The organism is Bacteroides sp. HF-4919, assembly GCF_018860125.1.
Genome location: NZ_JAHKNF010000004.1, coordinates 205,395 through 232,236, shown reverse-complemented (window position 1 = coordinate 232,236; position 26,842 = coordinate 205,395). Strand labels below are relative to the sequence as shown.

At 44.0% G+C, this 26,842-nt stretch carries 22 protein-coding genes; 13 read left to right on the top strand and 9 right to left on the bottom strand.

Going from position 1 to position 26,842, the window contains the following annotated elements:
• Positions 1–28: 28 nt before the first annotated feature.
• The 3 genes from rny to KO473_RS09065 all read right to left on the bottom strand — a co-directional run bounded on the left by rny (position 29) and on the right by KO473_RS09065 (position 2,276).
• Entirely contained in the window at positions 29–1,564 is a 1,536-nt protein-coding gene (gene rny / locus KO473_RS09075; protein WP_005790424.1) for a ribonuclease Y, read from the bottom strand.
• A gap of 109 nt (positions 1,565–1,673) precedes the next feature.
• Positions 1,674–1,967 carry a cell division protein ZapA gene (locus KO473_RS09070; RefSeq protein ID WP_122130316.1) on the bottom strand — a complete coding sequence of 98 codons (294 nt, stop codon included), beginning with the start codon at positions 1,965–1,967 and terminating at the stop codon, positions 1,674–1,676.
• A gap of 15 nt (positions 1,968–1,982) precedes the next feature.
• Positions 1,983–2,276 carry a hypothetical protein gene (locus KO473_RS09065; protein WP_032537687.1) on the bottom strand — a complete coding sequence of 98 codons (294 nt, stop codon included), beginning with the start codon at positions 2,274–2,276 and terminating at the stop codon, positions 1,983–1,985.
• A 339-nt stretch (positions 2,277–2,615) separates the two neighbouring features.
• Between KO473_RS09065 and KO473_RS09060 the strand changes: the two genes are divergently transcribed.
• The 10 genes from KO473_RS09060 (at position 2,616) to KO473_RS09015 (ending at position 17,223) form a co-directional block, all read left to right on the top strand.
• Positions 2,616–4,904: an NADP-dependent malic enzyme gene (locus KO473_RS09060; protein ID WP_122130317.1), complete on the top strand. Its 2,289-nt coding sequence runs from the start codon at positions 2,616–2,618 to the stop codon at positions 4,902–4,904.
• On the top strand, positions 4,901–5,077 hold the full coding sequence (locus KO473_RS09055; RefSeq protein ID WP_002562412.1) for a hypothetical protein: 177 nt from the start codon (positions 4,901–4,903) through the stop codon (positions 5,075–5,077). Before KO473_RS09060 ends, KO473_RS09055 begins: the two co-directional genes overlap by 4 nt.
• A 164-nt stretch (positions 5,078–5,241) precedes the next feature.
• Positions 5,242–6,576, top strand: coding sequence for an NADP-specific glutamate dehydrogenase (locus KO473_RS09050; RefSeq protein ID WP_122130318.1), 1,335 nt, complete (start codon positions 5,242–5,244; stop codon positions 6,574–6,576).
• A gap of 649 nt (positions 6,577–7,225) precedes the next feature.
• Positions 7,226–7,765: an RNA polymerase sigma-70 factor gene (locus tag KO473_RS09045; RefSeq protein WP_122130319.1), complete on the top strand. Its 540-nt coding sequence runs from the start codon at positions 7,226–7,228 to the stop codon at positions 7,763–7,765.
• A 46-nt stretch (positions 7,766–7,811) separates the two neighbouring features.
• On the top strand, positions 7,812–8,801 hold the full coding sequence (locus KO473_RS09040) for a FecR family protein (protein WP_101603534.1): 990 nt from the start codon (positions 7,812–7,814) through the stop codon (positions 8,799–8,801).
• 180 nt (positions 8,802–8,981) lie between these two features.
• Positions 8,982–12,251 carry a SusC/RagA family TonB-linked outer membrane protein gene (locus KO473_RS09035; RefSeq protein ID WP_032539533.1) on the top strand — a complete coding sequence of 1,090 codons (3,270 nt, stop codon included), beginning with the start codon at positions 8,982–8,984 and terminating at the stop codon, positions 12,249–12,251.
• 21 nt (positions 12,252–12,272) lie between these two features.
• A complete protein-coding gene (locus tag KO473_RS09030; RefSeq protein WP_122130320.1) occupies positions 12,273–13,901 on the top strand; it encodes a RagB/SusD family nutrient uptake outer membrane protein in 1,629 nt (542 codons plus the stop codon).
• A 31-nt stretch (positions 13,902–13,932) separates the two neighbouring features.
• Entirely contained in the window at positions 13,933–14,973 is a 1,041-nt protein-coding gene (locus KO473_RS09025; protein WP_181996032.1) for an endo-beta-N-acetylglucosaminidase family protein, read from the top strand.
• 23 nt (positions 14,974–14,996) lie between these two features.
• Complete coding sequence (locus KO473_RS09020; protein ID WP_122130322.1) at positions 14,997–16,178, top strand: DUF1735 and LamG domain-containing protein; 1,182 nt, start codon at positions 14,997–14,999, stop codon at positions 16,176–16,178.
• A gap of 13 nt (positions 16,179–16,191) precedes the next feature.
• On the top strand, positions 16,192–17,223 hold the full coding sequence (locus tag KO473_RS09015) for a BT_3987 domain-containing protein (protein WP_122130323.1): 1,032 nt from the start codon (positions 16,192–16,194) through the stop codon (positions 17,221–17,223).
• A 268-nt stretch (positions 17,224–17,491) separates the two neighbouring features.
• On the opposite strand, the gene KO473_RS09010 is transcribed toward KO473_RS09015, so the two are convergent.
• Positions 17,492–17,812, bottom strand: coding sequence for a hypothetical protein (locus KO473_RS09010; RefSeq protein ID WP_122130324.1), 321 nt, complete (start codon positions 17,810–17,812; stop codon positions 17,492–17,494).
• Positions 17,813–18,011: 199 nt separating this feature from the next.
• Between KO473_RS09010 and KO473_RS09005 the strand changes: the two genes are divergently transcribed.
• From KO473_RS09005 to KO473_RS08995, 3 genes are all read left to right on the top strand, one after another.
• Positions 18,012–18,470, top strand: coding sequence for a helix-turn-helix domain-containing protein (locus KO473_RS09005; RefSeq protein WP_005808133.1), 459 nt, complete (start codon positions 18,012–18,014; stop codon positions 18,468–18,470).
• A 525-nt stretch (positions 18,471–18,995) separates the two neighbouring features.
• A complete protein-coding gene (locus KO473_RS09000) occupies positions 18,996–19,622 on the top strand; it encodes a Type 1 glutamine amidotransferase-like domain-containing protein (protein ID WP_121963448.1) in 627 nt (208 codons plus the stop codon).
• Positions 19,619–20,551, top strand: a complete 933-nt coding sequence (locus KO473_RS08995; protein WP_122130325.1) for a YafY family protein — start codon at positions 19,619–19,621, stop codon at positions 20,549–20,551. Before KO473_RS09000 ends, KO473_RS08995 begins: the two co-directional genes overlap by 4 nt.
• Before the next feature lie 837 nt (positions 20,552–21,388).
• Here KO473_RS08995 and KO473_RS08990 read toward each other — a convergent pair.
• The 5 genes from KO473_RS08990 to KO473_RS08970 all read right to left on the bottom strand — a co-directional run bounded on the left by KO473_RS08990 (position 21,389) and on the right by KO473_RS08970 (position 26,838).
• The gene (locus tag KO473_RS08990; protein WP_181996033.1) at positions 21,389–21,562 is read right to left on the bottom strand and encodes a hypothetical protein; all 174 of its coding nucleotides are present in this window, start codon (positions 21,560–21,562) and stop codon (positions 21,389–21,391) included.
• Positions 21,563–21,666: 104 nt separating this feature from the next.
• Complete coding sequence (locus tag KO473_RS08985; protein ID WP_122130327.1) at positions 21,667–22,344, bottom strand: DUF4493 domain-containing protein; 678 nt, start codon at positions 22,342–22,344, stop codon at positions 21,667–21,669.
• A 2-nt stretch (positions 22,345–22,346) separates the two neighbouring features.
• Positions 22,347–24,470: a DUF4493 domain-containing protein gene (locus KO473_RS08980; protein ID WP_122130328.1), complete on the bottom strand. Its 2,124-nt coding sequence runs from the start codon at positions 24,468–24,470 to the stop codon at positions 22,347–22,349.
• A gap of 11 nt (positions 24,471–24,481) precedes the next feature.
• On the bottom strand, positions 24,482–26,092 hold the full coding sequence (locus KO473_RS08975; protein WP_101603571.1) for a PCMD domain-containing protein: 1,611 nt from the start codon (positions 26,090–26,092) through the stop codon (positions 24,482–24,484).
• A 20-nt stretch (positions 26,093–26,112) separates the two neighbouring features.
• Complete coding sequence (locus tag KO473_RS08970; RefSeq protein ID WP_005781085.1) at positions 26,113–26,838, bottom strand: hypothetical protein; 726 nt, start codon at positions 26,836–26,838, stop codon at positions 26,113–26,115.
• Positions 26,839–26,842: the final 4 nt, after the last annotated feature.

Sequence of the window (26,842 nt, the reverse complement as noted above, 5' to 3'; positions counted from 1 at the left end):
TTATCCTAAACATTTTCTTTTTCAATCTTTACTTTGCAAAGCTCACCGCACGTGTTTCGCGGATAACGGTTATCTTCACCTGTCCCGGGTAGGTCATCTCATCCTGAATCTTCTTCGCTATTTCACCCGACAGATTTTCCGTCTGCTTATCGTCTATCTTATCCGCTCCGACAATGACGCGAAGTTCACGTCCTGCCTGAATGGCATAAGTCTTGGTCACACCCGGATAAGACATTGCCAATTGTTCCAGATCGTTCAGACGCTTGATATAAGCTTCAACAATTTCACGGCGTGCACCCGGACGTGCTCCTGAAATAGCATCACATACCTGTACGATAGGTGCAAGCAGACTGGTCATTTCTATTTCATCATGGTGAGCACCGATAGCGTTGCAAATATCCGGTTTTTCCTTAAACTTCTCAGCAAGCTTCATACCTAACAAAGCGTGTGGCAATTCCGGTTCTTCATCGGGCACCTTACCAATATCGTGCAGCAATCCGGCACGTTTCGCTTTTTTCGGATTTAGTCCCAGTTCGGATGCCATCACAGCACAAAGATTAGCCGTTTCGCGAGCATGTTGCAACAGGTTCTGTCCGTAAGACGAACGATATTTCATTTTGCCGATGATACGAATCAGTTCCGGATGCAATCCATGGATACCAAGGTCGATAGTGGTACGTTTACCTGTCTCGATAATCTCTTCTTCCACTTGCTTACGCACTTTGGCAACCACCTCTTCGATACGTGCCGGGTGGATACGTCCGTCAGTAACCAACTGGTGCAATGCCAGACGGGCTATTTCACGACGAACAGGGTCGAATGCAGAAAGAACGATAGCCTCGGGAGTATCGTCTACCACGATTTCAACACCGGTAGCAGCTTCGAGAGCACGGATATTGCGACCTTCGCGTCCGATGATGCGTCCCTTGATTTCGTCCGATTCAATGTGGAATACAGTTACTGAGTTTTCAATAGCTGTTTCTGTGGCCACTCGCTGTATAGACTGTATCACGATACGTTTAGCCTCTTTACTTGCGGTCAACTTGGCATCGTCCATGATATCATTGATATAAGACTGTGCCTGCGTTTTCGCTTCTTCTTTCAGCGACTCTACCAGGCGTTCTTTGGCTTCGTCGGCCGACAAACCGGAAAGTGCTTCCAGTTTCTCAATCTCCTGATGCTGGAGTTTGTCCAGTTCTTCTTTCTTCTTGTCTACAATACCCAATTGAGCTTCCAGATTTTCTCTGACCGCATCTGCCTCGGCTCTTTTACGCTGAATCTCTTCCTGGCGCTGGCTAAGCACCATTTCACGTTGCTTCAACTTATTTTCGGCCTGTTGGATCTTTTGGTTACGTAGAGCTACCTCTTTCTCCAAATCTGCTTTCTTATTGAGAAACTTCTCTTTCACTTCCAGCAGTTTGTTTTTCTTAATCACTTCCGCTTCTGTCTCTGCTTCTTTCAGGACATTATCATATTTGGCCTTTAGTCCGTACTTAAACAATACGTACGATAAGATTCCTCCTACGATGAAGCATGCAATGGATGCTACTATTGTTACTAACATTGTAATTTAATTTAAATATAAATAAAAACGCACTGCCAAATACTCGAAAGCTTCTTCTTCCGGGCATCTTTAGCAGTGCGTGGATTTTCTTTTATAAAAATGGAAACAGTTATTCCTCGTTCCTGAAATACTCTTCCAGCATTTCTGTAAGCTCTTCTATCTTGGCCGTATACGGTCGGGTATCATTACGTTGCAGCAGATGCAGCTTTTCCAGTGAAAACTGATATGCCACCATAACCATAATCTTTTCCGGAGCTAAGTTCCTATAGTGCTCCCGATACGCATTGAGCCTGATATTTACCTGCTTTGCCGCTTCCCTTACGGTCTCTTCCTCATCACGGTTAATGGTGAGGGGATAATAAGAATCCGCTATTTGCAGGTTTATTTTTATTTTATCGTTCATACATCCTTTTTTATGTTATTCATTCAACAAAGCGATGCATTTATCGACTTCACGCACTAATTTGGACAATCGCAGCTTCGTCTCTTTTACGTCGCTGCCGTTAAGGCTGATTGTCGTAGCTGTTTTTAGGTCTGTGTAGCTTGATTCTAACGCTTTGTACTCAGCTCTCACCTTTTCGAGTTCGGACTTCTCATCTTCGAGAAGTTGCTTTAACTCAGCATTTTCGCGCTTTAATTCATCATGCAGATAGATTAAATGCCGCAGCCTTGCTTCAAAGGTACTTAATAGCTTCTTTTCTTCTTCTGTCATCACTACACCAAAATTGTACACAAAAATACGATTAACTCTGATATTACAAAAACTTTTCGGCGGAAAATAGTCATTTATAGTGAAAATAGTTATCCGGGGGTACTTCCTTTGCCTCCCCCGACTCCTACTTATATAAAATCCGCTACGAGCACAATTATCCAAAACCAACAGCCTATTTGTTATAAATATGCAATAAGAGCGCAAAAAACCGGATACATTTTCATCTTTTTGTGCCTTTTTGTTATTAATTTAATAGAATTTATATCAGATAGACTACGATTCCGAAGTTTTATTCCTACATTTGCGGGCAAATGATAACCTTTATAAAAACGCATAATCATGGCTAAAATAACCAAAGAAGCCGCATTGCTCTATCATTCACAGGGCAAACCCGGTAAAATTGAGGTGGTACCTACCAAACCCTACAGTACACAAACCGACTTATCTCTCGCTTACTCTCCCGGCGTGGCAGAACCATGCCTCGAAATAGAAAAGAACCCACAAGATGCTTATAAATATACAGCCAAAGGCAATCTGGTAGCTGTTATCTCAAACGGTACAGCTGTTCTGGGATTGGGTGATATCGGCGCTCTTAGCGGCAAACCGGTAATGGAAGGTAAAGGTTTGCTTTTCAAAATCTATGCAGGAATCGATGTATTCGATATCGAAGTCAATGAAAAAGACCCCGACAAATTTATCGAAGCCGTCAAAGCCATCGCCCCTACTTTCGGGGGTATCAACCTGGAAGATATCAAAGCACCCGAATGCTTTGAAATAGAACGCCGCCTGAAAGAGGAACTCGACATTCCCGTAATGCATGACGACCAGCACGGAACGGCCATCATCTCCAGTGCGGGATTGGTAAATGCCTTGCAAGTAGCCGGTAAAAAGATTGAAGACGTAAAAATCGTAGTTAACGGTGCAGGTGCTTCGGCCGTATCGTGCACGAAGCTTTATGTATCATTGGGCGCACGCCTTGAAAACATTGTTATGCTCGATAGCAAAGGTGTTATCAGCAAGGCACGCACCGACCTGAACGAACAGAAGCGTTATTTCGCAACCGACCGTACCGACATTCATACACTGGCCGAAGCGATCAAGGGGGCAGACGTATTCCTCGGCCTGTCAAAAGGGAATGTATTATCTCAGGATATGGTGCGCAGCATGGCTCCGATGCCTATCGTCTTTGCCTTGGCAAACCCGACCCCGGAAATCTCTTACGAAGATGCCATGGCTGCCCGTCCCGACGTGTTGATGGCAACCGGACGTTCGGACTATCCGAACCAGATTAATAATGTAATCGGTTTCCCATATATCTTCCGCGGAGCGCTCGACACTCAGGCAAAAGCAATCAACGAAGAGATGAAGATTGCCGCCGTACACGCCATTGCCAATCTGGCCAAACAGCCTGTACCCGATGTAGTGAACGAAGCTTACCATGTAAACAACTTCACTTTCGGTCCGGAATATTTTATTCCGAAACCGGTAGATCCGCGTCTGATTACGGAAGTATCCATCGCCGTGGCCCGTGCCGCTATGGAGAGTGGTGTGGCCCGCAAGAATATCGAGAACTGGAATGAATATAAAACGCATCTCCGCGAATTGATGGGACAGGAATCCCAGCTGACCCGCCAGCTCTACGACACGGCCCGCCGCAACCCGCAACGTGTGGTATTTGCCGAAGGCGGACACCCCAACATGCTGAAAGCCGCTGTCGAAGCTAAATCGGAAGGAATCTGCCACCCTATTATATTAGGTAACGAAGAACGCATCGAGAAACTGGCCAAGGAACTCGACCTGAGCCTGGACGGAATCGAAATCATCAATCTTCGCCACGACCGTGAAGCGGAACGACGCGAGCGTTATGCACACATCCTCTCTCAGAAACGTGCCCGCGAAGGCGCTACGTACGAAGAGGCCAACGACAAGATGTTCGAGCGCAACTACTTCGGTATGATGATGGTTGAAACCGGAGACGCAGATGCTTTCATCACCGGATTATACACCAAATACAGCAATACCATCAAAGTAGCGAAAGAAGTTATCGGCATCCGTTCGGAATACAAGCATTTCGGAACCATGCACATCCTGAATTCTAAAAAAGGAACTTACTTCCTGGCTGACACTTTGATCAACCGTCATCCGGATACTTCCACTTTGATAGATATAGCCAAGCTGGCCGATCAAACTGTCAGATTCTTCAATCATACCCCGGTGATCTCCATGCTGAGCTATTCCAATTTCGGTTCCGACCAGGCAGGAAGCCCGCTGAAGGTGCACGAAGCAGTAGCTTATATGCAGAAAGAATATCCCGAACTGGCAATTGACGGTGAAATGCAGGTGAACTTCGCCATGAACCGCGAACTCCGTGACTCCAAGTACCCCTTCACCCGCCTCAACGGCAAAGATGTCAATACATTGGTATTCCCCAACCTCAGCTCTGCCAATGCAGGATATCAGCTGCTGCAAGCCATGGACCCGGATACCGAATTCATCGGCCCGATCCAGATGGGACTGAACAAACCGATCCACTTTACGGATATCGAAAGCTCGGTACGCGACATCGTGAACATCACAGCCGTGGCTGTAATCGACGCTATTGTAGAAAAGAAAAAAGCTAATAAATGAAACGGCCATTATCCAAATCACAAATAGTTTGTATCATTCTGCTTTGGGTGGCGCTTTGTTACATAGTATTGGTATATGCCGAACGTATTGACGGCCCTACCATACTTATGCTTATCATTTCGGCAGCATTAGTATTTATTCCCGTCTACAAATCACTTAAAAAGAATAAATAATATCTTTTTATTCCTTTTTTGCGGCATAAAATATCAATTTTGATGTTTTATGCCGTTTTTCTTTATAAAATGCTTGTTAGTTCGATTTTTATGTTTACTTTTGCAACGTCATCAACAGAGACGATAGAATTTAAAAACAATCATATTAAAAAGAAAAAAGAATTATGAATGCAGCTAAGGTATTAGAAGATTTGAAGAGAAGGTTCCCCAACGAACCGGAGTATCATCAGGCAGTAGAAGAAGTTCTTTCTACGATTGAAGAAGAATACAACCAACATCCAGAATTCGACAAGGCCAATCTGATTGAACGTCTTTGCATTCCAGACAGAGTATACCAGTTCCGTGTGACTTGGGTAGACGATAAAGGCAACGTGCAGACCAACATGGGTTACCGTGTTCAGCACAACAACGCCATCGGCCCATACAAGGGAGGTATCCGCTTCCATGCTTCTGTAAACCTTGGTATTCTTAAATTCCTTGCTTTCGAGCAAACCTTTAAAAACTCACTGACTACCCTGCCAATGGGTGGCGGTAAAGGTGGTTCGGACTTCTCTCCGCGCGGAAAGTCAAATGCCGAAGTAATGCGTTTCACTCAAGCCTTCATGCTCGAACTGTGGCGTCACATCGGTCCTGAAACCGACGTACCTGCCGGTGACATCGGTGTAGGTGGCCGCGAAGTAGGTTTCATGTTCGGTATGTACAAAAAGCTATCTCACGAATTTACCGGAACATTCACCGGTAAGGGACGCGAATTCGGCGGTTCACTGATCCGTCCGGAAGCTACAGGTTACGGTAACATCTACTTTCTGATGGAAATGCTGAAAACGAAAGGAACCGACCTGAAAGGTAAAGTATGCCTGATCTCCGGTTCGGGTAACGTGGCTCAGTACACTGCCGAAAAAGTATTGGAACTGGGTGGTAAAGTAGTTACCATGTCCGACTCCGACGGTTACATCTACGATCCGGACGGAATCGACCGTGCCAAACTGGACTACATCATGGAGTTGAAGAACCTCTATCGTGGACGTATCCGCGAATATGCCGAAACTTATGGTTGTAAATATGTTGAAGGAGCCCGTCCCTGGAGTGAAAAAGGTGATATCGCACTGCCTTCAGCCACTCAGAACGAACTTAACGGCGACGATGCACGCAAGTTGGTTGCCAACGGGGTGATAGCCGTATCGGAAGGTGCTAACATGCCTTCTACACCTGAAGCCATCAAAGTGTTCCAGGATGCTAAGATCCTGTACGCTCCGGGTAAAGCAGCCAATGCGGGCGGTGTATCTGTTTCAGGATTGGAAATGACTCAAAACTCTATCAAACTGAGTTGGAGTTCTGAAGAGGTAGACGAAAAGCTGAAGAGTATCATGAAGAACATTCACGAAGCTTGTGTACAATACGGTACCGAACCGGACGGATACGTAAACTATGTGAAGGGTGCTAACGTTGCCGGATTCATGAAAGTAGCCAAAGCAATGATGGCACAGGGAATCTTATAATCAGCAAAGAAGCCAATAATGTCATAGTAAAAGAAAGCCCGTTTCTCCTAAAAGGAGGGCGGGTTTTCATTTTAAACACTCCACGCTACTTCTTTACAACAACCTCCGGTTCGAAGATCTCCCTATCGAACAGTTCTCACACATATATGCCCTCTTTTCATACTTCCGCGCCAAACCAGGCATAGCCATCCGGCATTGCGAGTGTAACTATCCATCACCTGGCTGCAATTATACGAAAATCCGAATAGAAAACGGCTTGACAGGCATTACCAACTATATTGAAGAGCCAGTGATGCTTTTTTAATTCCCTTCACGCGCCCACCATTTTACCGACCTCCGTCCGGTGCTCTCAACGTCACCGGAATATGTCTCCCCATTCAGCTCCCGCCGATATTCCTCCAACTGTTCAGTCACAAAAAATAATATTAACAGGCGGTTCAAACAGATGCCCTATCAGTTTGCTATAAAAGAACTTATTGACATCACAAAAATAAAAGTAATCGTTCCAATCTTTCATAAAACAAAAAAGTAATCTCCTTTTTTAGTTCATTAAAAATTTGCTTGTTTGTTTTAAACCATTTACTTTTGGAATTTTAAAAACCAAAGCCTTATTTTTGAAAAAATCACAATCAGCCTTATATTCTACTAAATGATTTTAAATAACGAATCTAATAAGAAGAAGAAATTTGAGCAGTTTTTCATTATGACTTATCCCAAAGTCAAAGCATTTGCATGGAAATTGTTGAAATCAGAAGAAGATGCGGAAGATATTGCCCAGGATATATTCGCGAAATTATGGACCCATCCTGAGATTTGGGAAAATCAGGAAACTTGGAACAACTACATTTATACTATGGTCCGCAACCATATTTATAACTTTCTAAAACATAAATCAATCCAACAGACCTATCAGGAGCAGTGTACAAAGGAGGAACTGACTATATCCGAAACAGATATTCACGATCAACTTTATGCCAAGGAAAGTGAACTTCTGATAAAACTTACGATTGCCAATATGCCCGAACAGAGAAGAAAGATCTTCCGGATGAGCCGGACACAGGAAAAGAGCAATCAGGAAATTGCCGATGAACTGAATATTTCAGTTCGTACGGTAGAGCGTCACATCTATTTGGCATTAATCGACTTAAAAAAAGTGCTCCTCACCCTATTTTTTTTCTACCTCGGTTGAGTAATCAGCCACAACTAATTGTCTTATCTATATAAAGGCTATAAAAATGAAGAATTATATTCAGAGAATCATCCGTTTGTTTGCAGCTTCCGATCCCGACAAAAAGGTCACCGGAGAAATTCACCGATGGCTGCTCGGCCAAGAGCACGCCGAGGAAAAGGAAACGGCCCTGCACGACTTATGGAACGAAACGGAAGGAAAGGTCGACCAGACCACCTGGGATTCTCTCGCATCAGTATATACCAAAGTCGGAGCCAACTCCGGAAGCAGACATCAGCCACGCATCCGTTTTGCATATTACGCGGCTGCGATAGCGCTGTTGATCGTATCGGTTTCGGTTACTTTTCAAATGACCAAACAGCACTTCTCCGAGGCTCCCCTAATTGAGAACATAACACCGGACGGATGTCTAAATACCCTTCGTCTTCCGGACGGCAGCATAGTACAAACCAACTCGGGCAGCATCTTGCTCTATCCCGAAAAGTTCAAAGGTGAAACCCGCACGGTTTACTTAATCGGTGAGGCCAACTTCAAAGTAAAGAAAAACACCGGCCAGCCTTTTATAGTCAGATCGGGCACCATGGCAGTGACAGCCTTGGGAACCGAGTTCAATGTCGCCGCTTATCCGGAAGAGAACGAAATGATTGCAACCCTGATTCATGGAAAAATAAAAGTGGAATGCGACAATGGAAAAGAGAGTTATATTGTCACTCCCGGACAACAGGTCACTTACCATAAGAGCACGGGAAAAAGCAAGCTCGCCGAAGCAAATATTGAAGACGTTACGGCCTGGCAAAAAGGGATGTACGTATTCAGAGGAGTTACTATGTCGGCAATCCTGAACGAACTGGAAAGACGCTACGCGGTCACCTTCCAGTATAACGCCAATTTATTTAATGATGATAAATTCAACTTCCGTTTCCGTGAGAAATCCACTTTAGAAGATATCCTGAATATCATGCAGGAAGTCGTGGGAGGATTCAACCATGAACTGAAGGGAAATATATGTTACATTAAACGGGATGCAAAAAAATAAAATGATTTAGTATATTTATTTGTTTAACCTTAAAAACAACTATTTAGCATGTAAAAAAGTATCCGGAAAGAGGCGGCCACCTAATTCCGGATATGAAATCTGAATTCTTAGCGTTAAAGCTTATGCTTTACTTTTTGGGAAATAAATATTATGATTTAACACTAAAATTCGTTCAAATCTATGAATTTTTATCGATTAAAGTCTATTTTTTTTATAATTTTTAGCTGTTTTATTCTACAAACAGCTGCCTTTGCTCAAAACAACGTAAAAATAACGATCAAAAAAAAGAATATCACGTTGCAGGAAGCATTGCGGGAAGTTGAGAAACAATCTGATTATCTGATTGCTTTCAACGAATCCAAACTTGAGAAAACCAAACGCGTTAACCTGAATATTAATGCTGAATCTCTGGATAAGACGCTGACTTCTATCCTGTCCGGAACGGGTCTTTCCTACAAAATCAAAGACAAATATATCATGATTATTCCGCAATCAAAAGTGGAAGTTGAACACAAGAAGCTGTCGGGTATAGTGAAAGATGACAAAGGAGATCCTTTGATCGGGGTCAATGTCTCTTTCAAAGACAGCCCTACCGGAACCGTCACCGGTCTTGACGGCCGGTTTTCCATCCTGGCTGCCAAAGGAAATGTAATTGAATTCTCCTATGTGGGCTATACCACCAAATATATTACAGTGGGTGATGCTTCTTCACTGACTGTCGTATTAGACGAAGACGCCAAAGCGCTGGACGAGGTTGTCGTCACCGCACTGGGTATCAAACGTGCAGAAAAAGCGCTGAGTTACAGTGTTCAGCAGGTAAAGTCGGATGCTATCAACAGTGTGAAAGATGCCAACTTCGTAAACGGATTAACCGGAAAAGTAGCGGGTGTGTCCATCAACCGGAGCTCCTCGGGCATCGGCGGAGCAACCCGCGTAGTCATGCGCGGGGCCAAGTCCATTGTAGGAAACAATAATGTGCTCTATGTGGTGGACGGTATGCCCATCGGCAACCCCTCAAAAGGTGAAATCAATAATGATTACAGTACTCCGGGAGGAGGTGAAGGCATTTCCGATTTCAACCCGGAAGACATCGAGAGTTTATCGATACTGACAGGTCCCGCCGCTGCGGCCTTATATGGTTCATCGGCAGCCAACGGTGTTATCCTGATCAACACTAAAAAAGGTCAGGAAGGCAAACTGAAAATCTCAATCTCCAACAATACGGAGTTTATGACTCCTTACGTAATGCCGGAATTTCAGAATCAATACGGTAATGCAAAAGGATCCTATAAGAGTTGGGGTGAGATGTTGCAACAGCCCTCAACGTTCCGCCCGAAAGACTTCTTTAAGACAGGCGCCAATATCATGAATGCCGCCAATTTTTCAGTAGGAAACAAAAATAATCAAACGTTCGTATCGGTGGCAACCACGAATTCCACCGGCATCATCCCCAACAACGAATACTATCGTTATAACTTCACATTGCGCAACACTGCGAGTATGCTGAATGACAAACTCCATCTTGACCTGGGAGCCAGTTATGTTCTGCAAGGTGACCAGAACATGCTGTCGGCAGGACGTTACTTTAATCCGCTGGTACCTCTGTATCTCTTTCCGCGGGGTGAAGATTTTGAAGCGGTCAAAGTGTACGAACGATATGACACCAACCGCAAGTTCCCCATACAGGAATGGTCGTATGGTGACCAGGGCCTGAACCTGGAAAACCCGTACTGGATTGTGAACCGCGAAATGTTTGTTTCCAAAAAGAAACGTTATATGTTTTATGCCAACGTAAAATACGACATTCTGAGCTGGCTGAACATAGCAGGACGTATACGAGTGGATAACACCAACACCACATCCGAACGTAAACTGCATGCTTCGACAATCAAGCTGCATGCCCAGTCGGACAAAGGAGCATATAACCAAAGTATGGAAGAGTATCAGCAGACCTATGCAGATATCATGCTGAATGTGAACAAAAATCTCGGTGACTTCAATCTGACAGCAAACGCCGGATTCAGTTATGAAGATCACCTGACCACCGGCATGGGCATCGGAGGGAAACTGTTTACTGTCCCCAACCTGTTCTCTGCCTATAACTTCGATCCGTCTTCCGGCCCCGGTTCGCAATCGCACATCCATACACGAAACAATTCGGTGTTTGTAAGTACTGAATTGGGCTATAAAAGTATGCTTTATCTCACCCTGACCGGACGGCAGGAATGGGCTTCCCAGTTAGTCAACTCCGACCAGCCCACCTATTTCTATCCTTCCGTCGGAGTGTCGGGCGTAATCTCCGAAATGGTAAGTCTGCCTAAATTCATTTCATTCTGGAAGATGAGAGCTTCATTCGCTGAAGTAGGAGGACCGATCAATTATACCGGATTGACTCCCGGAACCGTCACCGATCCCATGAAAGGCGGAGTCATCAATCCGATATCGATTTACCCTTTCCCGAACTTTAAGGCAGAACAAACCAAATCGTATGAGTTGGGAACTAACCTGAGACTTTTCAACAACAAAATCAATATCGATGCCACGGTGTACCTGACAGATACCTACAACCAGACCTTCCTTTCCAGCATGTCTCCTGCTTCGGGATACTCGGGCTTCTATGTACAGGCGGGTAAAGTGCGCAACAAAGGTATCGAACTGTCATTAGGCTATAACGACCGGTTCGGAAAAGTGGGATATGCCACCAACCTGACTTACACAGCCAACCGAAATAAAATCATGAAGATGGTGCATGACTACAGGAACCCTGCGGATGGCTCGCTGTTCAGCATCACCGAACTGACCCTGCAGGATAAGGGAGGAGTTTACCTGCGTGAGAAAGATGCCATCGGGGATGTATACGTAAAAGGTATCCTTGCCAGGGGCAAAGACGGTAAACTGATCGAAGAAGAAGGAGGGTATAAAGTAGACCGCTCACAACGTATCAAGATAGGATCGGTCAACCCGGATTTTTCAATAGGCTGGAGACATAATGTAACCTGGAACAACCTTACTCTGGACCTGTTGTTCAACGGACGTTTCGGAGGTATTGTCACCTCTTCCACCCAAGCCTTCCTCGACGACTACGGTGTATCGAAAGACACTTATAAAGCGCGTCAGAACGGTGGTGTATGGGTGAACGGAACACAATATGATGCGGAAAAATATTATACGACCATCGGTGGCGAACAACTGATGGCATATTACGCGTATAAAGCGACCAACATCCGCCTTCAAGAAGCCAGCCTGAGCTATACACTGCCGGGCAAATGGTTCGGTAATGTGATCAACCGGCTGACGGTTTCCGCCATCGGACGCAATTTGTGGATGATCTATAATAAAGCTCCATTCGATCCGGAAATGACCTCTTCGACAGGTACTTATAACCGGGGAGATGTCTTTATGCCACCCAGTTTGCGTAGTGTGGGATTTAGCGTAAAGATTGAATTATAACCTTAAAAAAAATGCAACACTATGAAATTAAATAAAGTAAAGAATATGTGGAGAACTCTATCGGTCATAGCCCTCTTGGGTTCAACACTATGCACCTCGTGTATATCCGAAGATATCAACCGGAACCCGTTGCTCCCGACGAAAGAAGATGAAAAGATGGACGGAGTTATTTACGGGGCCTACCTGCCTAATCTTGAGAAAAGTGTAATCCCCATCGGCACCGCTTCAGAAAGTACAGAACCGGTAAACCGCTATCAGATCGGAGTAAATCTGGCCGGTGATGCCTGGGCGGGATACATGTCTCCCCGCGACAACAAATTTAACGGCAGCAAGAACTTCACCAACTACTTCATGTACGAAAACTGGGTGAACTATGTGTATTCTTTTATGGTGACGGATGTTTATTCGCCATGGATGCAGATAAAACGCATCTCGCAGGATGAAGGAACAAGAAATGACGAGATTTATGCCTTAGCCCAGATCATTAAGATCGCGGCTCTGCACCGCACTACGGATATGTTTGGCCCGATTCCCTACTCACAAGTGGGCAAAGGTTCTTTTAAAGTGGCATACGACTCCCAGGAAAGCGTATACCGCTCTTTTCTGAAAGAGCTGGAAGAGGCTGTCCAAACCTTGGACGATTACTCGAATAAGAGCAAAGAAGTATTGCCTGCCTTCGACATTGTTTATAACGGCGATGTCAATAAATGGATGCGCTTTGCCAATTCGCTGATGCTTCGCCTGGCCATCCGTGTCCGCTTTGCCGATGCGGGACTTGCCAAAGAATATGCGGAGAAAGCCGTGAAACATCCCGCAGGCATGATCGACAGCAAAGAACTGGCAGCCCAGATGGGTAAAGGGGCCGGCCTGCAAATGAAGAATCCGCTGAAAGTGATTAATGAAGAATACAATGACACCCGCATGGGAGCCACCATCTATTCTTATCTGGCAGGATATAATGATGCCCGTGCTTCCGTATACTTTGTCAACAACAATGGCTTCAAGGCCGTACGGTGCGGAATCGCCAAGTCCGGAGACGCTTACAACGGATTCACACGCCCCAACGTGCATGAAGACGATCCCCTCTATTGGATGAAAGCGTCCGAGGTATGCTTTCTGAAAGCCGAAGGAGCATTGGCCGGATTCGATATGGGCGGCAGTGCCGGCGACTTCTACAACGCAGGCATCCGTATGTCGTTCAGCGAGAATGGGCTGGACAATTCGTCGGCCGAAAACTATCTGAGGGACTACACCCGCAAACCAGCCAATTATACCGACATCGCAAATGGTGAGTTAAGTGCAAACGCTCCAAGCAGCATCACCATCCGTTGGGAAAACGGAGCTACGGAAGAAGCGAAGTTGGAACGTATCATCACTCAAAAATATCTCGCCATCTTCCCCAACGGGCAAGAGGCATGGACCGAGTGGAGACGTACCGGATATCCCCGCCAAATAGTCGTTGCCGAAAATAAAACGAACTCCGCAGTATTGATCGGAAACGGATACGACCTGGGAGGCGTAAGGAGACTGCCCTATCCCCGCACCGAATATGAACAAAACGGCGAAAACCTCCACAACGCCATCAGCCAGTATTTGGGAGGAGTAGACAATGCTGCCACCAAAGTATGGTGGGACAAAAAAAGCAAATAGTAATGAACCTGAAAATTAAAGAAACATGAATATGAGAAATACCATTTTTACATTTATCGGAGTAGCATTGTTGGTAGGCTTCGTCGCATGCGATGACTGGACCTCACCGGAGAAACTCGATGTAGAAAACGAAGCAGTGGGTGACCTTTACTCCAAACGGGACTCCATCAAGTGGGCCGAAGAAGAAAAAAGGCATAAAGAGAACGAAGCCGCCTACGAAAAATACCTGGAAAACCTGAGAGCTTACAAAAGCACCAAGCACCCCATTATGTTCGGGTGGTTCAATGCCTGGCAACCGGACGGAGCGGGAAAATATCCCCGGCTGTCTCTTTTGCCGGACAGCATGGATGTTGTTTCGATATGGGGAAACTGGCACTCTCTGAGCGAAGAAAAAATCAAAGAGCTGCGGAGTGTGCAGGCCAAAGGAACCAAAGTCATTATCGGCTGGATTATAGAAGACATAGGCGACCAGATAAAATGGGGACGCGACCAATGGCCCGCCGATGATACACAAGCCATCAAAGAGTATGCGAAAGCCATCGTAGACACAATCAACAAATACGGCTACGACGGATTCGACTATGACTATGAACCCTCGTACGCATCGCCGTTCAAGCCGGGCAACCATTGCGGTAATTTGACTTCTTGCTCACGCGATTATAATAAAGAGAAAGAAATCTTGTTTATGAAGACCATGCGCGAGCTTCTGGGACCGGACAAACTGTTTCATCTGAACGGCTCTATCCATTGGCTGGACCCGCGTGCGGCACAGTATTTCGACCGTTTTGTCGTTCAATCTTACAGCGGATCGGCTTCCAGTTTCGAGAGATGGACCAATGATATCCAAAACCGGTTGAATATCAAACCCGAACAGCTCGTATTTACGGAAAGCTTTCAGAACAAGCCCGGTGCACGAAGCAGATTTCCGGGCACATACGCCGGTTATGTGGCTTCCAAACAAGGCAATGTAGGAGGAATCGGAGTCTTTCATATTAATGAAGACGCATTTGAAGACGAAGCCTATGTTAACATCAGAAAGGCCATCTCTATCATGAATCCTCCCGTAAAATAATTAACCTAAAAACAGTTTGAAACATGAAATGTAACGTATCTTACAAATATATGTTTATTGCGATCGGCATGTTTTGCCCGTTCTTTTCTGCCTGTGACTATGCCGACGGAGAAGGTTCAGGCTCTGAAAACGCAGTATATATGGAAACCCCTGATAATAAAGGTATCACCAACTTCACTTTAGAACCCGATGGCGGGACAACTTATCTGACTCCCCGGCTGGCCAATATCAGCCAAAGCCCGGTGAACATACAAGTGGGCTATGATAAAGAGGCTTTGGACAAGTATAACAAAGCCAACGGAGCCTCGTATGAACCCCTTCCGCCTTCCGCCTTTAAACTGACAGATGCGGAAAGGAAAGAGCTTTCCGGTGCAGAAGGCATACAGGTACCCGCCGGTGACTTTTCAGCAAAAATAATGGTGAAAGTGGGACAACTGGATTCCAAGGATTTCCCCGCCAACAAGAAATACGCTATTCCGCTGAGTATCATGGGGGCTTCCAAATATTCACTGATTCCCTCACAACGCAGTGCGATCCTGCTCCTGAATCGCTCCATCCTTTCGTCAGTAGCCAAGGTCAGCGGTGGAGAAGGTATCCGGATAAAACCTGCCGGAATGCACACAAAGGCCGAATGGACCATTCAAATGAGCGCCATCTATTCAAGCCTGACCCGAAACAACCTGACCACAGCTTATCTGAGCGGCGGAACAGGAGGAGAGTTCTATACCCGCATTTCATCTACCGCCGGCATACAAGTGAAAAACGGACGCGATGGTGACGACACATGGACTCAGATACCTCTGCAAGCAGGTAAATGGTTGCACATCACGTATGTGCATAAGGATAAGAAAACGACAGTCTATGTCAACGGAAAAGTCCAGAAGGTTTTCGAGAACAGTGCCATCACCTTTGGTGAGAACAGCATGATCATAGTCGGAAACTCCGGTTACCGGAACGACTATCTGCGCGAAATACGCTTATGGGATAAGGCGTTGACAGAATCGGAAATCAACGATTACTTATACCTCCCGATGGATCCGGAAACACCACATCTCATTTCGTATCTGCCACTGAGCAAAGAGACGGGGATCAAGGACCTGAAAGCTCCCACCGGTACGGAGAATGTGACCACGAAAGCCCGCATTGAATATGTGGAAAACGTTAAATTTCCGGCAGATGAATTAGTAATTGTAAATCAAGAATAAAAAAGAGTTCAGAATGAAAAGAAGAATAAAATCCACCCAAAGCATATTATGGGTTCTATTGCTCATCTTGTCAGTATCGTGCAGTAAAGATGAAATACAGATAGTAGATCAGGATACAAGTTGGCAAATGGACAATAAGTATATCGAAGAAGATATCCGTGAACAACTCGGCATCGACCCGTTCACAGATTTGGTGTACCTGGGATATTATGGCAAGCCTTATACACAGTTGGAGGCAACCAACGACCTGGAAAATACCACCTTGGTAGGAAAGAACGAACTTTTGTTCAAAGTAAAAGTGACAAAGCCCTACAAAGAAGACATTCAGGTCAATCTTATCAAAGAAGACAAATTGATCACCGATTTTCCTGAAATGGTGGAAGGTCTGCCTCTCTTCCCGAACGAAAGCTGCACCTTTGAGGGCAGTGTGCTGAAAGCGGGTGAAATGGAAACGACAGTTAAACTGATTATCAAAGATATCCAAAAGTTAAACAACCTATCGGGTTATGTTATGGCGATAAAGCTGGGTATGGAAGGGGCGCATGAACATTTGGCAATCGCCCGCACCCGCTCAACATACTTTGTGAAACTAAACCTGTCTATACGTCTGGATAACATCGATTCAAGTAACAGAGAGATCGAAGGAAACGGATTCAACCAAGAGCTCAGTTTTACATCGGACATACGACCGGATAGATTAGGTTCGCTAAACGACGGTAACTTTACAGCCAACAACTGGTATACCTCCAACGCACGCAATTATCTGACGATAATTCTACCGGAAAGACAGTTACTCAAAGGGTTCAGGCTGGATACCAACACATCGACAAGCGGCTCGTATGTGCTCAAATCCTGTAGAGTGATGGTTGAAACACCGGACGGAAATTGGATGAACCATGGAGTATTCGACCGTGAGGTCATGAATGGAACTGCTTATATCCGCTTCAAGAAACCGGTGGAATGTACCAAAGTGCGTCTTGAGAATATGATGTCCTTCAATGGCAGATTTTCCGTTGATGTAAATGAAGTCACAGCTTTCCGGTAAAGCAAAATTTCATTACTTTTTATTCACGTCGTAAGGGGGGGGGGTGTCATAACTCACCACAGAGGACACAGAGTAACACAGAGCTGTTTTTAAGTTGCTGATTATTAGCAAAAAGCTCTGTGATACTCTGTGCTACTCTGTGGTGAAAAGAGTTTCGACACAACCTCTTTCTTGAAATCATGTGACAGCACATTAATATACAAACAGGAAAGCAGTACCCTTCTCCATATTATGCCTCTGAACGCATTTCATATTCTTTACTATCTTTTTAGTGAAAATGATCTGCCATTGATCCGGCCTGATCGTCCGGCCGAGACAGTTCTCCTCCAGAAACAGCCTCAGCTACTTCACGTTCGATAATCTCCCCGATCCGTTTTCTGTTTTTGCGCAACAGATCATAAATCTCATTTTCATCGAAGCTGTCCTCAAATATGATGGGATATTTTTCCGCATCTTCGTTGCCACCGTGATAAGCAAGAATATGCACTTCATCACACTGGCCGTGGGAAATTACGGCACTGTATTCTTTCAAAAGTTCAGCCAGTTTGGTAAGGAAATCAATTTCTTTAGTTGTCAGTAGTCCGATCATAGTGTGTAATAGTATTGTTGTTATTTCAATAGCCGTAAAATAAGCGTAAAACAGTTGATTCTGCAAGCATATACGTATTCCTTATATTCTATTTTTAAGCAAAGTAATATTCATTTTATTCATCTTATTCCATTTTTTCGTATATTTGCTTCGAACGGAACATTTTAACGGAAATCGTTGTTCAAAAAGCAAAAAGAACATGGAAACAGAAGAAGAAATACAGAATGTAAATGTCCATCACGGACATAACATAAGGCGCACCCGGATCGAGAAAAACATCAAGCAGGACGCATTGGCAGCACTCGTAAACATGACGCAACCGAATGTATCCAAATACGAGAAGATGCGGGTGATTGAGGATGAAATGCTAAATAGATTCGCAAGGGCGCTGAATGTGCCGGTGGAATATCTGAAAACGCTGGAAGAGGATGCACCTTCTGTGGTATTTGAGAATATCACAAATAATGTGCATGACAATAAAGATAGCTCAGTGCCCATTACGGGTTATAAAGGACAGGATGCCACAACTAACAGCTTCAATCCGATTGATAAAATCACCGAACTCTACGAGCGTCTTCTCAAAGAGAAAGATGAAAAATATGCCGCACTTGAAAAACGGATTCAAAGTCTGGAACAGCAAAATAACAGCGGAAAGTAATTCCGCAAACATATCTCTCCATATAAATGGGTGTAGCCATCCGATACTTAGGGTGTAGCCATACCGGGGTTAGGGTGTAGCCTTCCGTCCCGGATGGCTACACCCTAATTATTATGTGCAAGTTCCATCGGGGCGGGCATCCCTCACCCGTTTCTCCGGACAATTCTTCGATCCGGATGCATTCCACATGACATTGCATATATATGACAGATTCAGCTTGAACCTGTCAAAACCATTTTTTAGTAAGGAAAGAAGATCCCCAGGCCTTTAATATGAAGTGGTAATATGTTTCTGCGCTTTATTAGAAACATAAAATTTCTAACCAGCAATAAAAGTATAACTTCCACTAATCCGCAAGGACGACTACAATATCGGACATGGTTATCTGGATATATTAGACTTACTGACATAGGGTTGTCATAGAAGTTGTTATTTTTGCACCATTAAGCATTCAACGTTGATTTTGGATGATTTTAGGTTGCTAATACCAAGTACCCGACAATAATAAATTTAATATAACTAAATATGAAAAGATTATTTTTATGCTCATCTTTTGCCGATGTAGCCAATCTGCTTATTGATTTTGCTAATGAGGATTTAAAAGGAAAAATTATAGCTTTTATACCAACTGCAAGCCTTACAGAATCAATACGATTCTATGTAAAAACAGGGAAAAAAGCTCTTGAAAAAGTAGGAATGATTGTTGAAGAAGTTGAGATTACCCAATTTTCCAATGAAGAAATATCTTCTATATTACACAAATGTGATTATATCTATATAACAGGTGGAAATACATTCTTCCTTCTGCAAGAGTTAAAAAGAAAAGGTGTTGATAAAATCATATCCGAACAAGTTAAATCGGGAAAACTGTATATTGGGGAGTCTGCTGGAGCAATAATAGCATCTCCCGATACAGAATATATGAAGAATGTAAACTTTGACCCCATAAAAAAAGCTCCTGAATTGGAGGACTATTCTTCTTTAGGTTTGGTTGATTTTTATACAATTCCCCATTATGGTAATTTCCCATTCAAGAAAAAAGGTGAAAAAGTAATTCAGCTATATAATGAGAAGTTGCAGCTTATCCCAATAAGTAATAAACAAGCAATTTTTATTGAAGACTCAAATATCCAAATTAAAGATGCAAGATGAATAGGATAGACCGTATTTCTGCTATATTGATTCAATTGCAATCGCATTCGTTAGTGAAAGCACAACAGATTTCAGAGCGTTTTGAAATAAGTATTCGTACTGTATACCGGGATATAAGAACATTGGAAGAGGCAGGAATTCCGATTATTGGAGATCCCGGTATTGGTTATTCACTGGCAGAAGGATTCAAATTGCCCCCGCTAATGTTTACTCAAAAAGAAGCCTTGTCCTTTTTAATTGCAGAGAAATTAGTACATGAACTAACTGATTCAAACAGTAATGAACATTACAAGTCGGGAATAGAAAAGATAAAGTCTGTGATGCGCTTTGTAGATAAAAAGATGTTGGAAACAATGGAAGAATGCCTGTCTGTCTTAAATACTTATAAATCATCTGCGTATAAGCCAGACATTCTTTTACTAATATTGCAAAGTATATATCAAAAGAGAATTGTTGAAATGTCTTATTTTACAGGTACTACATTAAGTGTTTCAGAACGAAAGGTTGAACCTATTGGCATTTTCTTTTCGAGAACTAACTGGTATCTGATAGGGTTTTGTCTTCAAAAAGAAGCCTATCTTACGTTTCGTATAGATAGAATTCAAGAAATACACATTCTTAATGAATTTCAATCACGAGAACATCCACCTTTTAAAAAGTTCTTGGATGAGTTTTACGACAAAGAAAAGTTATATGAAGTTGTCATAAGAATAGAAAAAGATAAAACATCCATGATAAATGATGATAAATATTACTACGGATTGACATCCGAAAAAGAAATAGACAATATGATTGAGTACCGTTTTATTACTTTTTCAATCAGTAAATTTGCACATTGGTATTTGTCTTTCGCAGATGTTGCTACAATAATAACGCCAAATTCTTTAAAACATGAAGTTAAAAATATTATCAATAACATCTCTATTTGATAACAATCAGCTGTTCCTGATGATAAAAAGGTGATGACCCGGTTACGGAACGGCGACTTTAGCAACAAGATTGGGCATTGCCAAACGAAAGATCGATAGATTTGGAGAAGTGTTTGAGAGCAGATGTCAAAGTGCCAAAATGTCAAAATGATAATCCAATGGCTCTATATCCCGTTCTTTCGGACACGTCTCTGATGAAGTTCGGAAAAACGGCTCACAGACGATTTCCCGATTATCGTTTCAACAGGTCGTTCAACTACTTCCTTATCAAATAGAAACAATAAAAGAGAATTATTCGCCGGAATCTCTTTGTTAGAGTAAAATACCATTCTTTTACACACTTCGGACAGGATACTTACCGGCGAGCAACGGGAAGAAAATCCGCCCTCTTATCGCCCGATATGCATAACAATATATGTAATCTGCCAAAACATTAGGAGATATTTAAAAAAGAAGTAAGCAAATTGGGAAAATGTAACCGTCTTTCGAAGCAAATGCTTACTTGTTTTGGGGTAAATGCTTACTTGTTTTGGGGTAAATGCTTACTTGTTTTCCGGAAAAGCAAGGCTCTACCGACTCAAAAGACCGGTTCTTTGCCTCCGGAAGTTACTTGATATGCTTCTTTTCCCTCCGGTTCATCCGGAAAAAAAATTGGGAGAGTCAGAGGAAAGAGGTATTTCACACCTTTTTGATAGTTGAATAGGATAATAGAGAACAAAACGTTTTACCTGCCACAAAGCATACAAAGGGCACAAAGGCTTATTAATAAATAAAACCTCCATGCCCTCTGTGTACTCTGTAGTGAAAAAGGGATCTCGCAACGATTCCTGTTTTACACTATTTTTTCTTTCCCGTTCCTTTGCCGGAATGGATATCGCCAACACTGCCGGATGCAGCAGCTTTTTCCTTTACTTTGTCCTCAGACATCAGATGCCTGTTCTTTTCATATTCTTCATGGATCTGCACTTCCCGGCTCTCCATGTCCTTTTTCAATTGCCTGTCTCTATTCATACTTTCTACGTTTTAAAGATTGGCAATATGACAAATCCGGAAGAAGAAAGTTTGGAGGTTTAAGGAAGTTTAGGAGTAACCGGACTGCTTTTCATCGACCTTCCTTACTGAACCAGGCCGATCCGGACTTTATAATTTCCGGAAGTAAGTTCCGCTCCCGATTCCTGAAGGATGGAACGCGCTTCGGAAGTCATTGTTTCTCCATCAGCATTGGTGGCGGTAAGTGTATAACTTAAATGGGCTCCACCGGTCGGGACATTAAAATAAAGAAGGTCTGTCACATTACCTGCCAGGCTTGCCTGACGTCCTGCAGGACTACTTACGGTAATGGAAAAGTCTGTAAAGTTTGCCATAAATTCATCCGAATACTCAACGCCAACCCCGATATTAATTTGGGGCGCTTTGACCGAAATCAGAGTTACATCCTCTGATATAATAGCGAAAGGATAGTCGACGCTGTAGGTGGGTGTACCCGATTCATTGTCCGGCGCCTCGGTCTGATCGGGAGTAAAGGCCTTCAGGGTATATTCACCAACCGGAAGAACGATTCTTTTGGACAGTTCCGCAGCTCCCGGATCATAACTACGTACACACTCAGAACCTTGCCAGATTTCAAGTTTAAGTCCGGCATCGACGGCACGAGTGATGGGGAGCGTTTCAGTATCACAAGTGAGGGTGATGTTTTCTACGCGGAGATAACCGACGGAATGATCGGGAGCAGTTTGCTCGCTACAGGAGGCTGTAGCAAGCAAGAGGAGAAAGAGGTATATATAGGTTTTCATATTTATTTGTCGTAAATTAGTTCCACATCGTCGATGAATAGTTCGTTTCCACGGTAAGTAGCATCAGCTGTTTTATCCGTAGTATGCCAAAGATCAGCTTTTATAAAAGCTTTAAGATCACTAACTGACACAGGGTCTTTTATACCGGATTTAAATAAAACTAAAAGTTTATTGGGAATAAGCTCCATTTTATTTTTATCAGTAGAATAATTTATTTCTAACTTATGATATTGATATGCATCTAAAGCACCTGTAGTAAAAGAATTTTCTCCTAAAACGATATCATCATGAAGTAACTGGATTTTTACCAAAGAAACATCATTTCCTACTATATTTTCAATACATTTATACCAAAATCCAAGAGCCGTAGGACGAGAATAAAATGCAGTACCATATTCTTTATTATTCCCACTATCATCGGCACTCGTACCTAAATAAAGTTCGCTATGCATAGCAGCTTTAGGTTTTGCCACACTTCCCATTACATAACCAAGTGTAATTACTCTAACACCTTTACCCGTATGTCCATCATCAGTTGGACGACAGCCAGAGCGTGAATTAAATGAATAAGCAGTAGCCCCACTTGGAGTAGACACTCTATTTAAAGTAGCCCAGCCATCCCAACCATAAACAGTTCCACGAGATATGCCACTATCATTTCCAGCTAAAACTGTAGCCCCCTCCAAACTCCCATTCTCCAACATCGTCTGAGAATACGTTTTCACCTCTACTTTCTCTCCCGGCACTTCTCCCCTATACTTCGCTCTCACATAATAAGAGGTTCCCGGACTCAGCCCTGCCTTTCGCAAATCTCCGGGCATCGCCTCCCAACTATTACCATCGGCACTAAATTCGTAAGCAATATCGGTAAACTTATCTAAATTGCCGGTTTTCACGCTATCGGCAGTGAGTGTGTTCAAAGTAAACTCTTTCGTCCAAACATTGCCCGGATAATAACCCACTTTAAAGACAGGTTTCACAGTCCGGATGGTATACATCCCGGCATCACTCCAACGGTCATTTGCTTTTACCCGAACGGCTATTATATTATCCGTATCCTGTCCTCCATCGTGAGTCAGCATGCCGGGAGTCACTCCCGCAAAGTCGATAACTCCCTCAGTACTTCCTGCTGCCAGGTCGGGCAACACAACATTCACAGCAGCCAAAGCCCGCCGATCTTCTTCGGAAAGTTCCGACAGCAGATACGTCTTATTCAGATGTTCCAAATGCTTATCCGCAAAGTTAAAGGCAAACTCCACATCCTGAACCGGACGCAAAGCTGTATACACAATGCCGGCTCTCGACAAAGCATCTGCCGTCTCGGTATAAGTCAACACATGATTTTCATCGAAATCCTCACTGAAGACCTTAGCCTTCGGCAACCAGCTGTCGGGTACGGTTTCGTTGATAGTAATAGGTTCCTGTTGAGTTTCCGTAGTGACCTCAAGACTTACATTGGAAGCCTTCATGGAGAGCTTATAATTATACTTAACACCCGCTTTCACTGTCTCGATCGGATTCAAAGCATAACTTCCCTCCTGCCCTGTCTCTACAGAAGTACCGATCAATGCCATCGTCACCCGGCCTCCGGCTTTAAAGTAGGGATGTGTGACATCTCCCGGTTTCCACGTAACCGACTCACTACCTACGGTAACTTCTACGTAATAATCTTTCAGGCGTTTATCGAAAGCCTCTTGATTCACAATCTCAAAAGTAGCCAGCGCATTGGCTACCTTACAGCCGACGCTTACCGTTGTTGCCTTACCTTTCTCGATAGTGATGTCTTGAACTTCTCCATAATAATAGGGTGCATCCAATGCCAGTGACGGATTCTCTCCAAGATAAGCCTTTAGTTGATAACTGCCTACCTTGAATACCCTTTGATCTCCGAAATCTTTCAATGCACCTTTGTATTCGGGCACGATTGTCCCATCTCTGTCACGCAGCAACTCAATCGTAAACTGCTGCCGCAATTCATCCGACAGTGCATCCGGCAAAGTCCGGGTAACCGCTGCTCCGTCCGTCAATACTATATTCAGGCTGCCGTTAGGCATCGTTTCTATTTCTTCCTGACACGACAGGAAAAAGAACAAACAACACACTAAAGATAAAACAGATTTATGCATAGCTCTCTTTCTTATTCATACAATAATTCAAATTCATCTACCCACAGTTCACTGCCTACACCTACCGAACCGGTCACTTTCATTCCGGTAAAGTCACCGCCATAATGGCTCGAAGTGGCAACAATCGTTATCTTGGCGGGCTTGGCCGTTTTATTGGAGTAAGTCACATCGAACCGGAACTGAGTGTACTTGGTCACTGTCTCCTTTCCGACAAACTCTCCGTAACCGATCTCGTTATCTTTATCGTCCCACAAACGGAGATAGATATGGCATTCATCGTTTTTCAGATTATCCGGATTGCCTACATAATCAACCGGTTTAGAAGTATATTTATACCATCCTTTCAATCCGGTGGGACGGGCTCCCGTAAACGAACGTCCAAACTTGGGACTGTCTTTGGGGCTTTGAGCATTAGTTTTATAATCACCGATGAACAAGTTGCCGGCAGCAACCCCTACCAATGGCACACTGCCCAAAGTAACCATATAAGCGGCTTTCCCGCTTACCGCCTCTTTCTCTTCAGGGCGGGTGCTCGAATCACGGCTGCCTGCCAGCGAAGAGGTCACTCCGTCGTTTCCGGTCGCCCAATAGGAATTTGCTCCGTCAGAGTTCGGATACCAACTCTTCTTAAAGGTTCCTGTGGGATTCTGCGACCAGGTATCGAAGTTTAAGTTAGGTATTTCCTGTATCTTTTCGGTTGTGAACGCGGCTTCCGTACTTGGAATTTCTTCGACTACTACCCGCCAAACGTAGTCGGTGCCATCTTGCAACCCGGTCAGTGTCGTACTGAAAGTTGTACCACTTTCCAGTTTCACATCTGCCTCGGGTACAACGATCCAGGTATCTTCCGACTTCTTCCTGTATTCCACACGGGGAGTGGTTCCCTGCTTCATGCCCCCATTCAGAGTGGCACGTGTGGCCCATACATCGGCACTGCCCGTAGTACCTGTCGATGTGGTACGCACCACATCGACCGTCCATAGCTCTTCTTTATCGAAACGGCTGACAACAAACTCTTGCGGTCTGCGGAAATTGGTTACGGTGGACGGATCGGGGGTGATGGTGGCCTTACTGCCTCCCAGAATCATCTTTGTTATCTTGACAGCAGACAGATCCTGCTTCTGCGAGACATACACCAATACCGTGTGATTCTTATCATCGATGATGGCAGGCAAGGCTTGGTTCTCGACTTCGACTACTCTCTCGATTGTCTGACGGACGGTTATCATCCACTGATAATCCTGATAAGTACGCAACAGAACAGGAACGGTCTTACTGAAATCGACCCGTGTATCTGCTCCTGCCGGCAAGTCGGCTAAAGCAGAAAAGCCGACCGAAGGAAATTTATTGGGGCTGACGCAGTATTGTTCGTCTACGCTGTAAGTGGCTTCTTCGTTCACAACGAACCTGGTAATACGCAATTCTTCTATATCGACTTCATCACCTACTTCGACTGCGATGGTGCGGCTGTTCTTGTTTATCTCGGCATCACCGGTCTGCCCTTCTACTTCGAAAGCTGTAATTTCGCCTTTGATGTAAGGGTAAGGAATGTCATTCTGTATGCAAGCACCCAGAGCAAAGACCGACAGAAACAGGAATAGATAAATTTGTAAACTCTTCATTTCTCAAAACACTGCTTAAATTAGAAATACATCGTCATTCCGAGATTAATCGAGAATAAGTCTATCTTAAAATTACCACTTGCACTATGACGGGACGCCTTGTTTACCTGATTGTGTATCTGATCGACCCATTTATAACTGAATCCCATCACTCCTACCGAAACTTCTACCGAAGCAAAATCGGATACGAATGCCGCCAATCCGGGAGCCGCACCGATCTCAAACGTGTGAGAACGCTGATAGTATCCCGTCAAGTCGTTACCCGTACCATTGGAGTGTTTCCCTTGCCCGTAAGCATAAGTCAGACGCACTTCATTGAAGAAGCCGAACACTTTGCTGCTGCCCAGACCCATATAGGTACGCAGAAATCCGGATGCGGAATAGTTATGCTCCAGATACATATCGTCTTTGATGTGGAACGAAAGATCATCGCCCAGATTAATGTCTACGTTTCCTATATTGAAGTAGGTACGGGAGTAGGTGAACCTGCCTCCCGCTGCCATATTGTCGGCAAAGAAGTATCCTCCGAAGGGACTCAAACGGAATGTATAACCTTTGGCATCGATGTTTGCCAATACCAAAAACTGGTATTGATCAGCACTCTGCTCCGAATACGAAACTGTAGAACCCATAAACCATTGCCCTTTCGGGACAAACACACTCTTCACGATTCCACGGTCAAACTTCTTCTTTGCCTGGACCAGTACCGGACAAAGAAGAAGTAGAAATATAATTATTTTTTTCATTCGC

Coding starts and splice junctions, on each gene's coding strand:
- rny (WP_005790424.1), bottom strand. CDS start 1,564: ATGTTAGTAACAATAGTAGCATCCATTGCATGCTTCATCGTAGGAGGA.
- KO473_RS09070 (WP_122130316.1), bottom strand. CDS start 1,967: ATGAACGATAAAATAAAAATAAACCTGCAAATAGCGGATTCTTATTAT.
- KO473_RS09065 (WP_032537687.1), bottom strand. CDS start 2,276: ATGACAGAAGAAGAAAAGAAGCTATTAAGTACCTTTGAAGCAAGGCTG.
- KO473_RS09060 (WP_122130317.1), top strand. CDS start 2,616: ATGGCTAAAATAACCAAAGAAGCCGCATTGCTCTATCATTCACAGGGC.
- KO473_RS09055 (WP_002562412.1), top strand. CDS start 4,901: ATGAAACGGCCATTATCCAAATCACAAATAGTTTGTATCATTCTGCTT.
- KO473_RS09050 (WP_122130318.1), top strand. CDS start 5,242: ATGAATGCAGCTAAGGTATTAGAAGATTTGAAGAGAAGGTTCCCCAAC.
- KO473_RS09045 (WP_122130319.1), top strand. CDS start 7,226: ATGATTTTAAATAACGAATCTAATAAGAAGAAGAAATTTGAGCAGTTT.
- KO473_RS09040 (WP_101603534.1), top strand. CDS start 7,812: ATGAAGAATTATATTCAGAGAATCATCCGTTTGTTTGCAGCTTCCGAT.
- KO473_RS09035 (WP_032539533.1), top strand. CDS start 8,982: ATGAATTTTTATCGATTAAAGTCTATTTTTTTTATAATTTTTAGCTGT.
- KO473_RS09030 (WP_122130320.1), top strand. CDS start 12,273: ATGAAATTAAATAAAGTAAAGAATATGTGGAGAACTCTATCGGTCATA.
- KO473_RS09025 (WP_181996032.1), top strand. CDS start 13,933: ATGAGAAATACCATTTTTACATTTATCGGAGTAGCATTGTTGGTAGGC.
- KO473_RS09020 (WP_122130322.1), top strand. CDS start 14,997: ATGAAATGTAACGTATCTTACAAATATATGTTTATTGCGATCGGCATG.
- KO473_RS09015 (WP_122130323.1), top strand. CDS start 16,192: ATGAAAAGAAGAATAAAATCCACCCAAAGCATATTATGGGTTCTATTG.
- KO473_RS09010 (WP_122130324.1), bottom strand. CDS start 17,812: ATGATCGGACTACTGACAACTAAAGAAATTGATTTCCTTACCAAACTG.
- KO473_RS09005 (WP_005808133.1), top strand. CDS start 18,012: ATGGAAACAGAAGAAGAAATACAGAATGTAAATGTCCATCACGGACAT.
- KO473_RS09000 (WP_121963448.1), top strand. CDS start 18,996: ATGAAAAGATTATTTTTATGCTCATCTTTTGCCGATGTAGCCAATCTG.
- KO473_RS08995 (WP_122130325.1), top strand. CDS start 19,619: ATGAATAGGATAGACCGTATTTCTGCTATATTGATTCAATTGCAATCG.
- KO473_RS08990 (WP_181996033.1), bottom strand. CDS start 21,562: ATGAATAGAGACAGGCAATTGAAAAAGGACATGGAGAGCCGGGAAGTG.
- KO473_RS08985 (WP_122130327.1), bottom strand. CDS start 22,344: ATGAAAACCTATATATACCTCTTTCTCCTCTTGCTTGCTACAGCCTCC.
- KO473_RS08980 (WP_122130328.1), bottom strand. CDS start 24,470: ATGCATAAATCTGTTTTATCTTTAGTGTGTTGTTTGTTCTTTTTCCTG.
- KO473_RS08975 (WP_101603571.1), bottom strand. CDS start 26,092: ATGAAGAGTTTACAAATTTATCTATTCCTGTTTCTGTCGGTCTTTGCT.
- KO473_RS08970 (WP_005781085.1), bottom strand. CDS start 26,838: ATGAAAAAAATAATTATATTTCTACTTCTTCTTTGTCCGGTACTGGTC.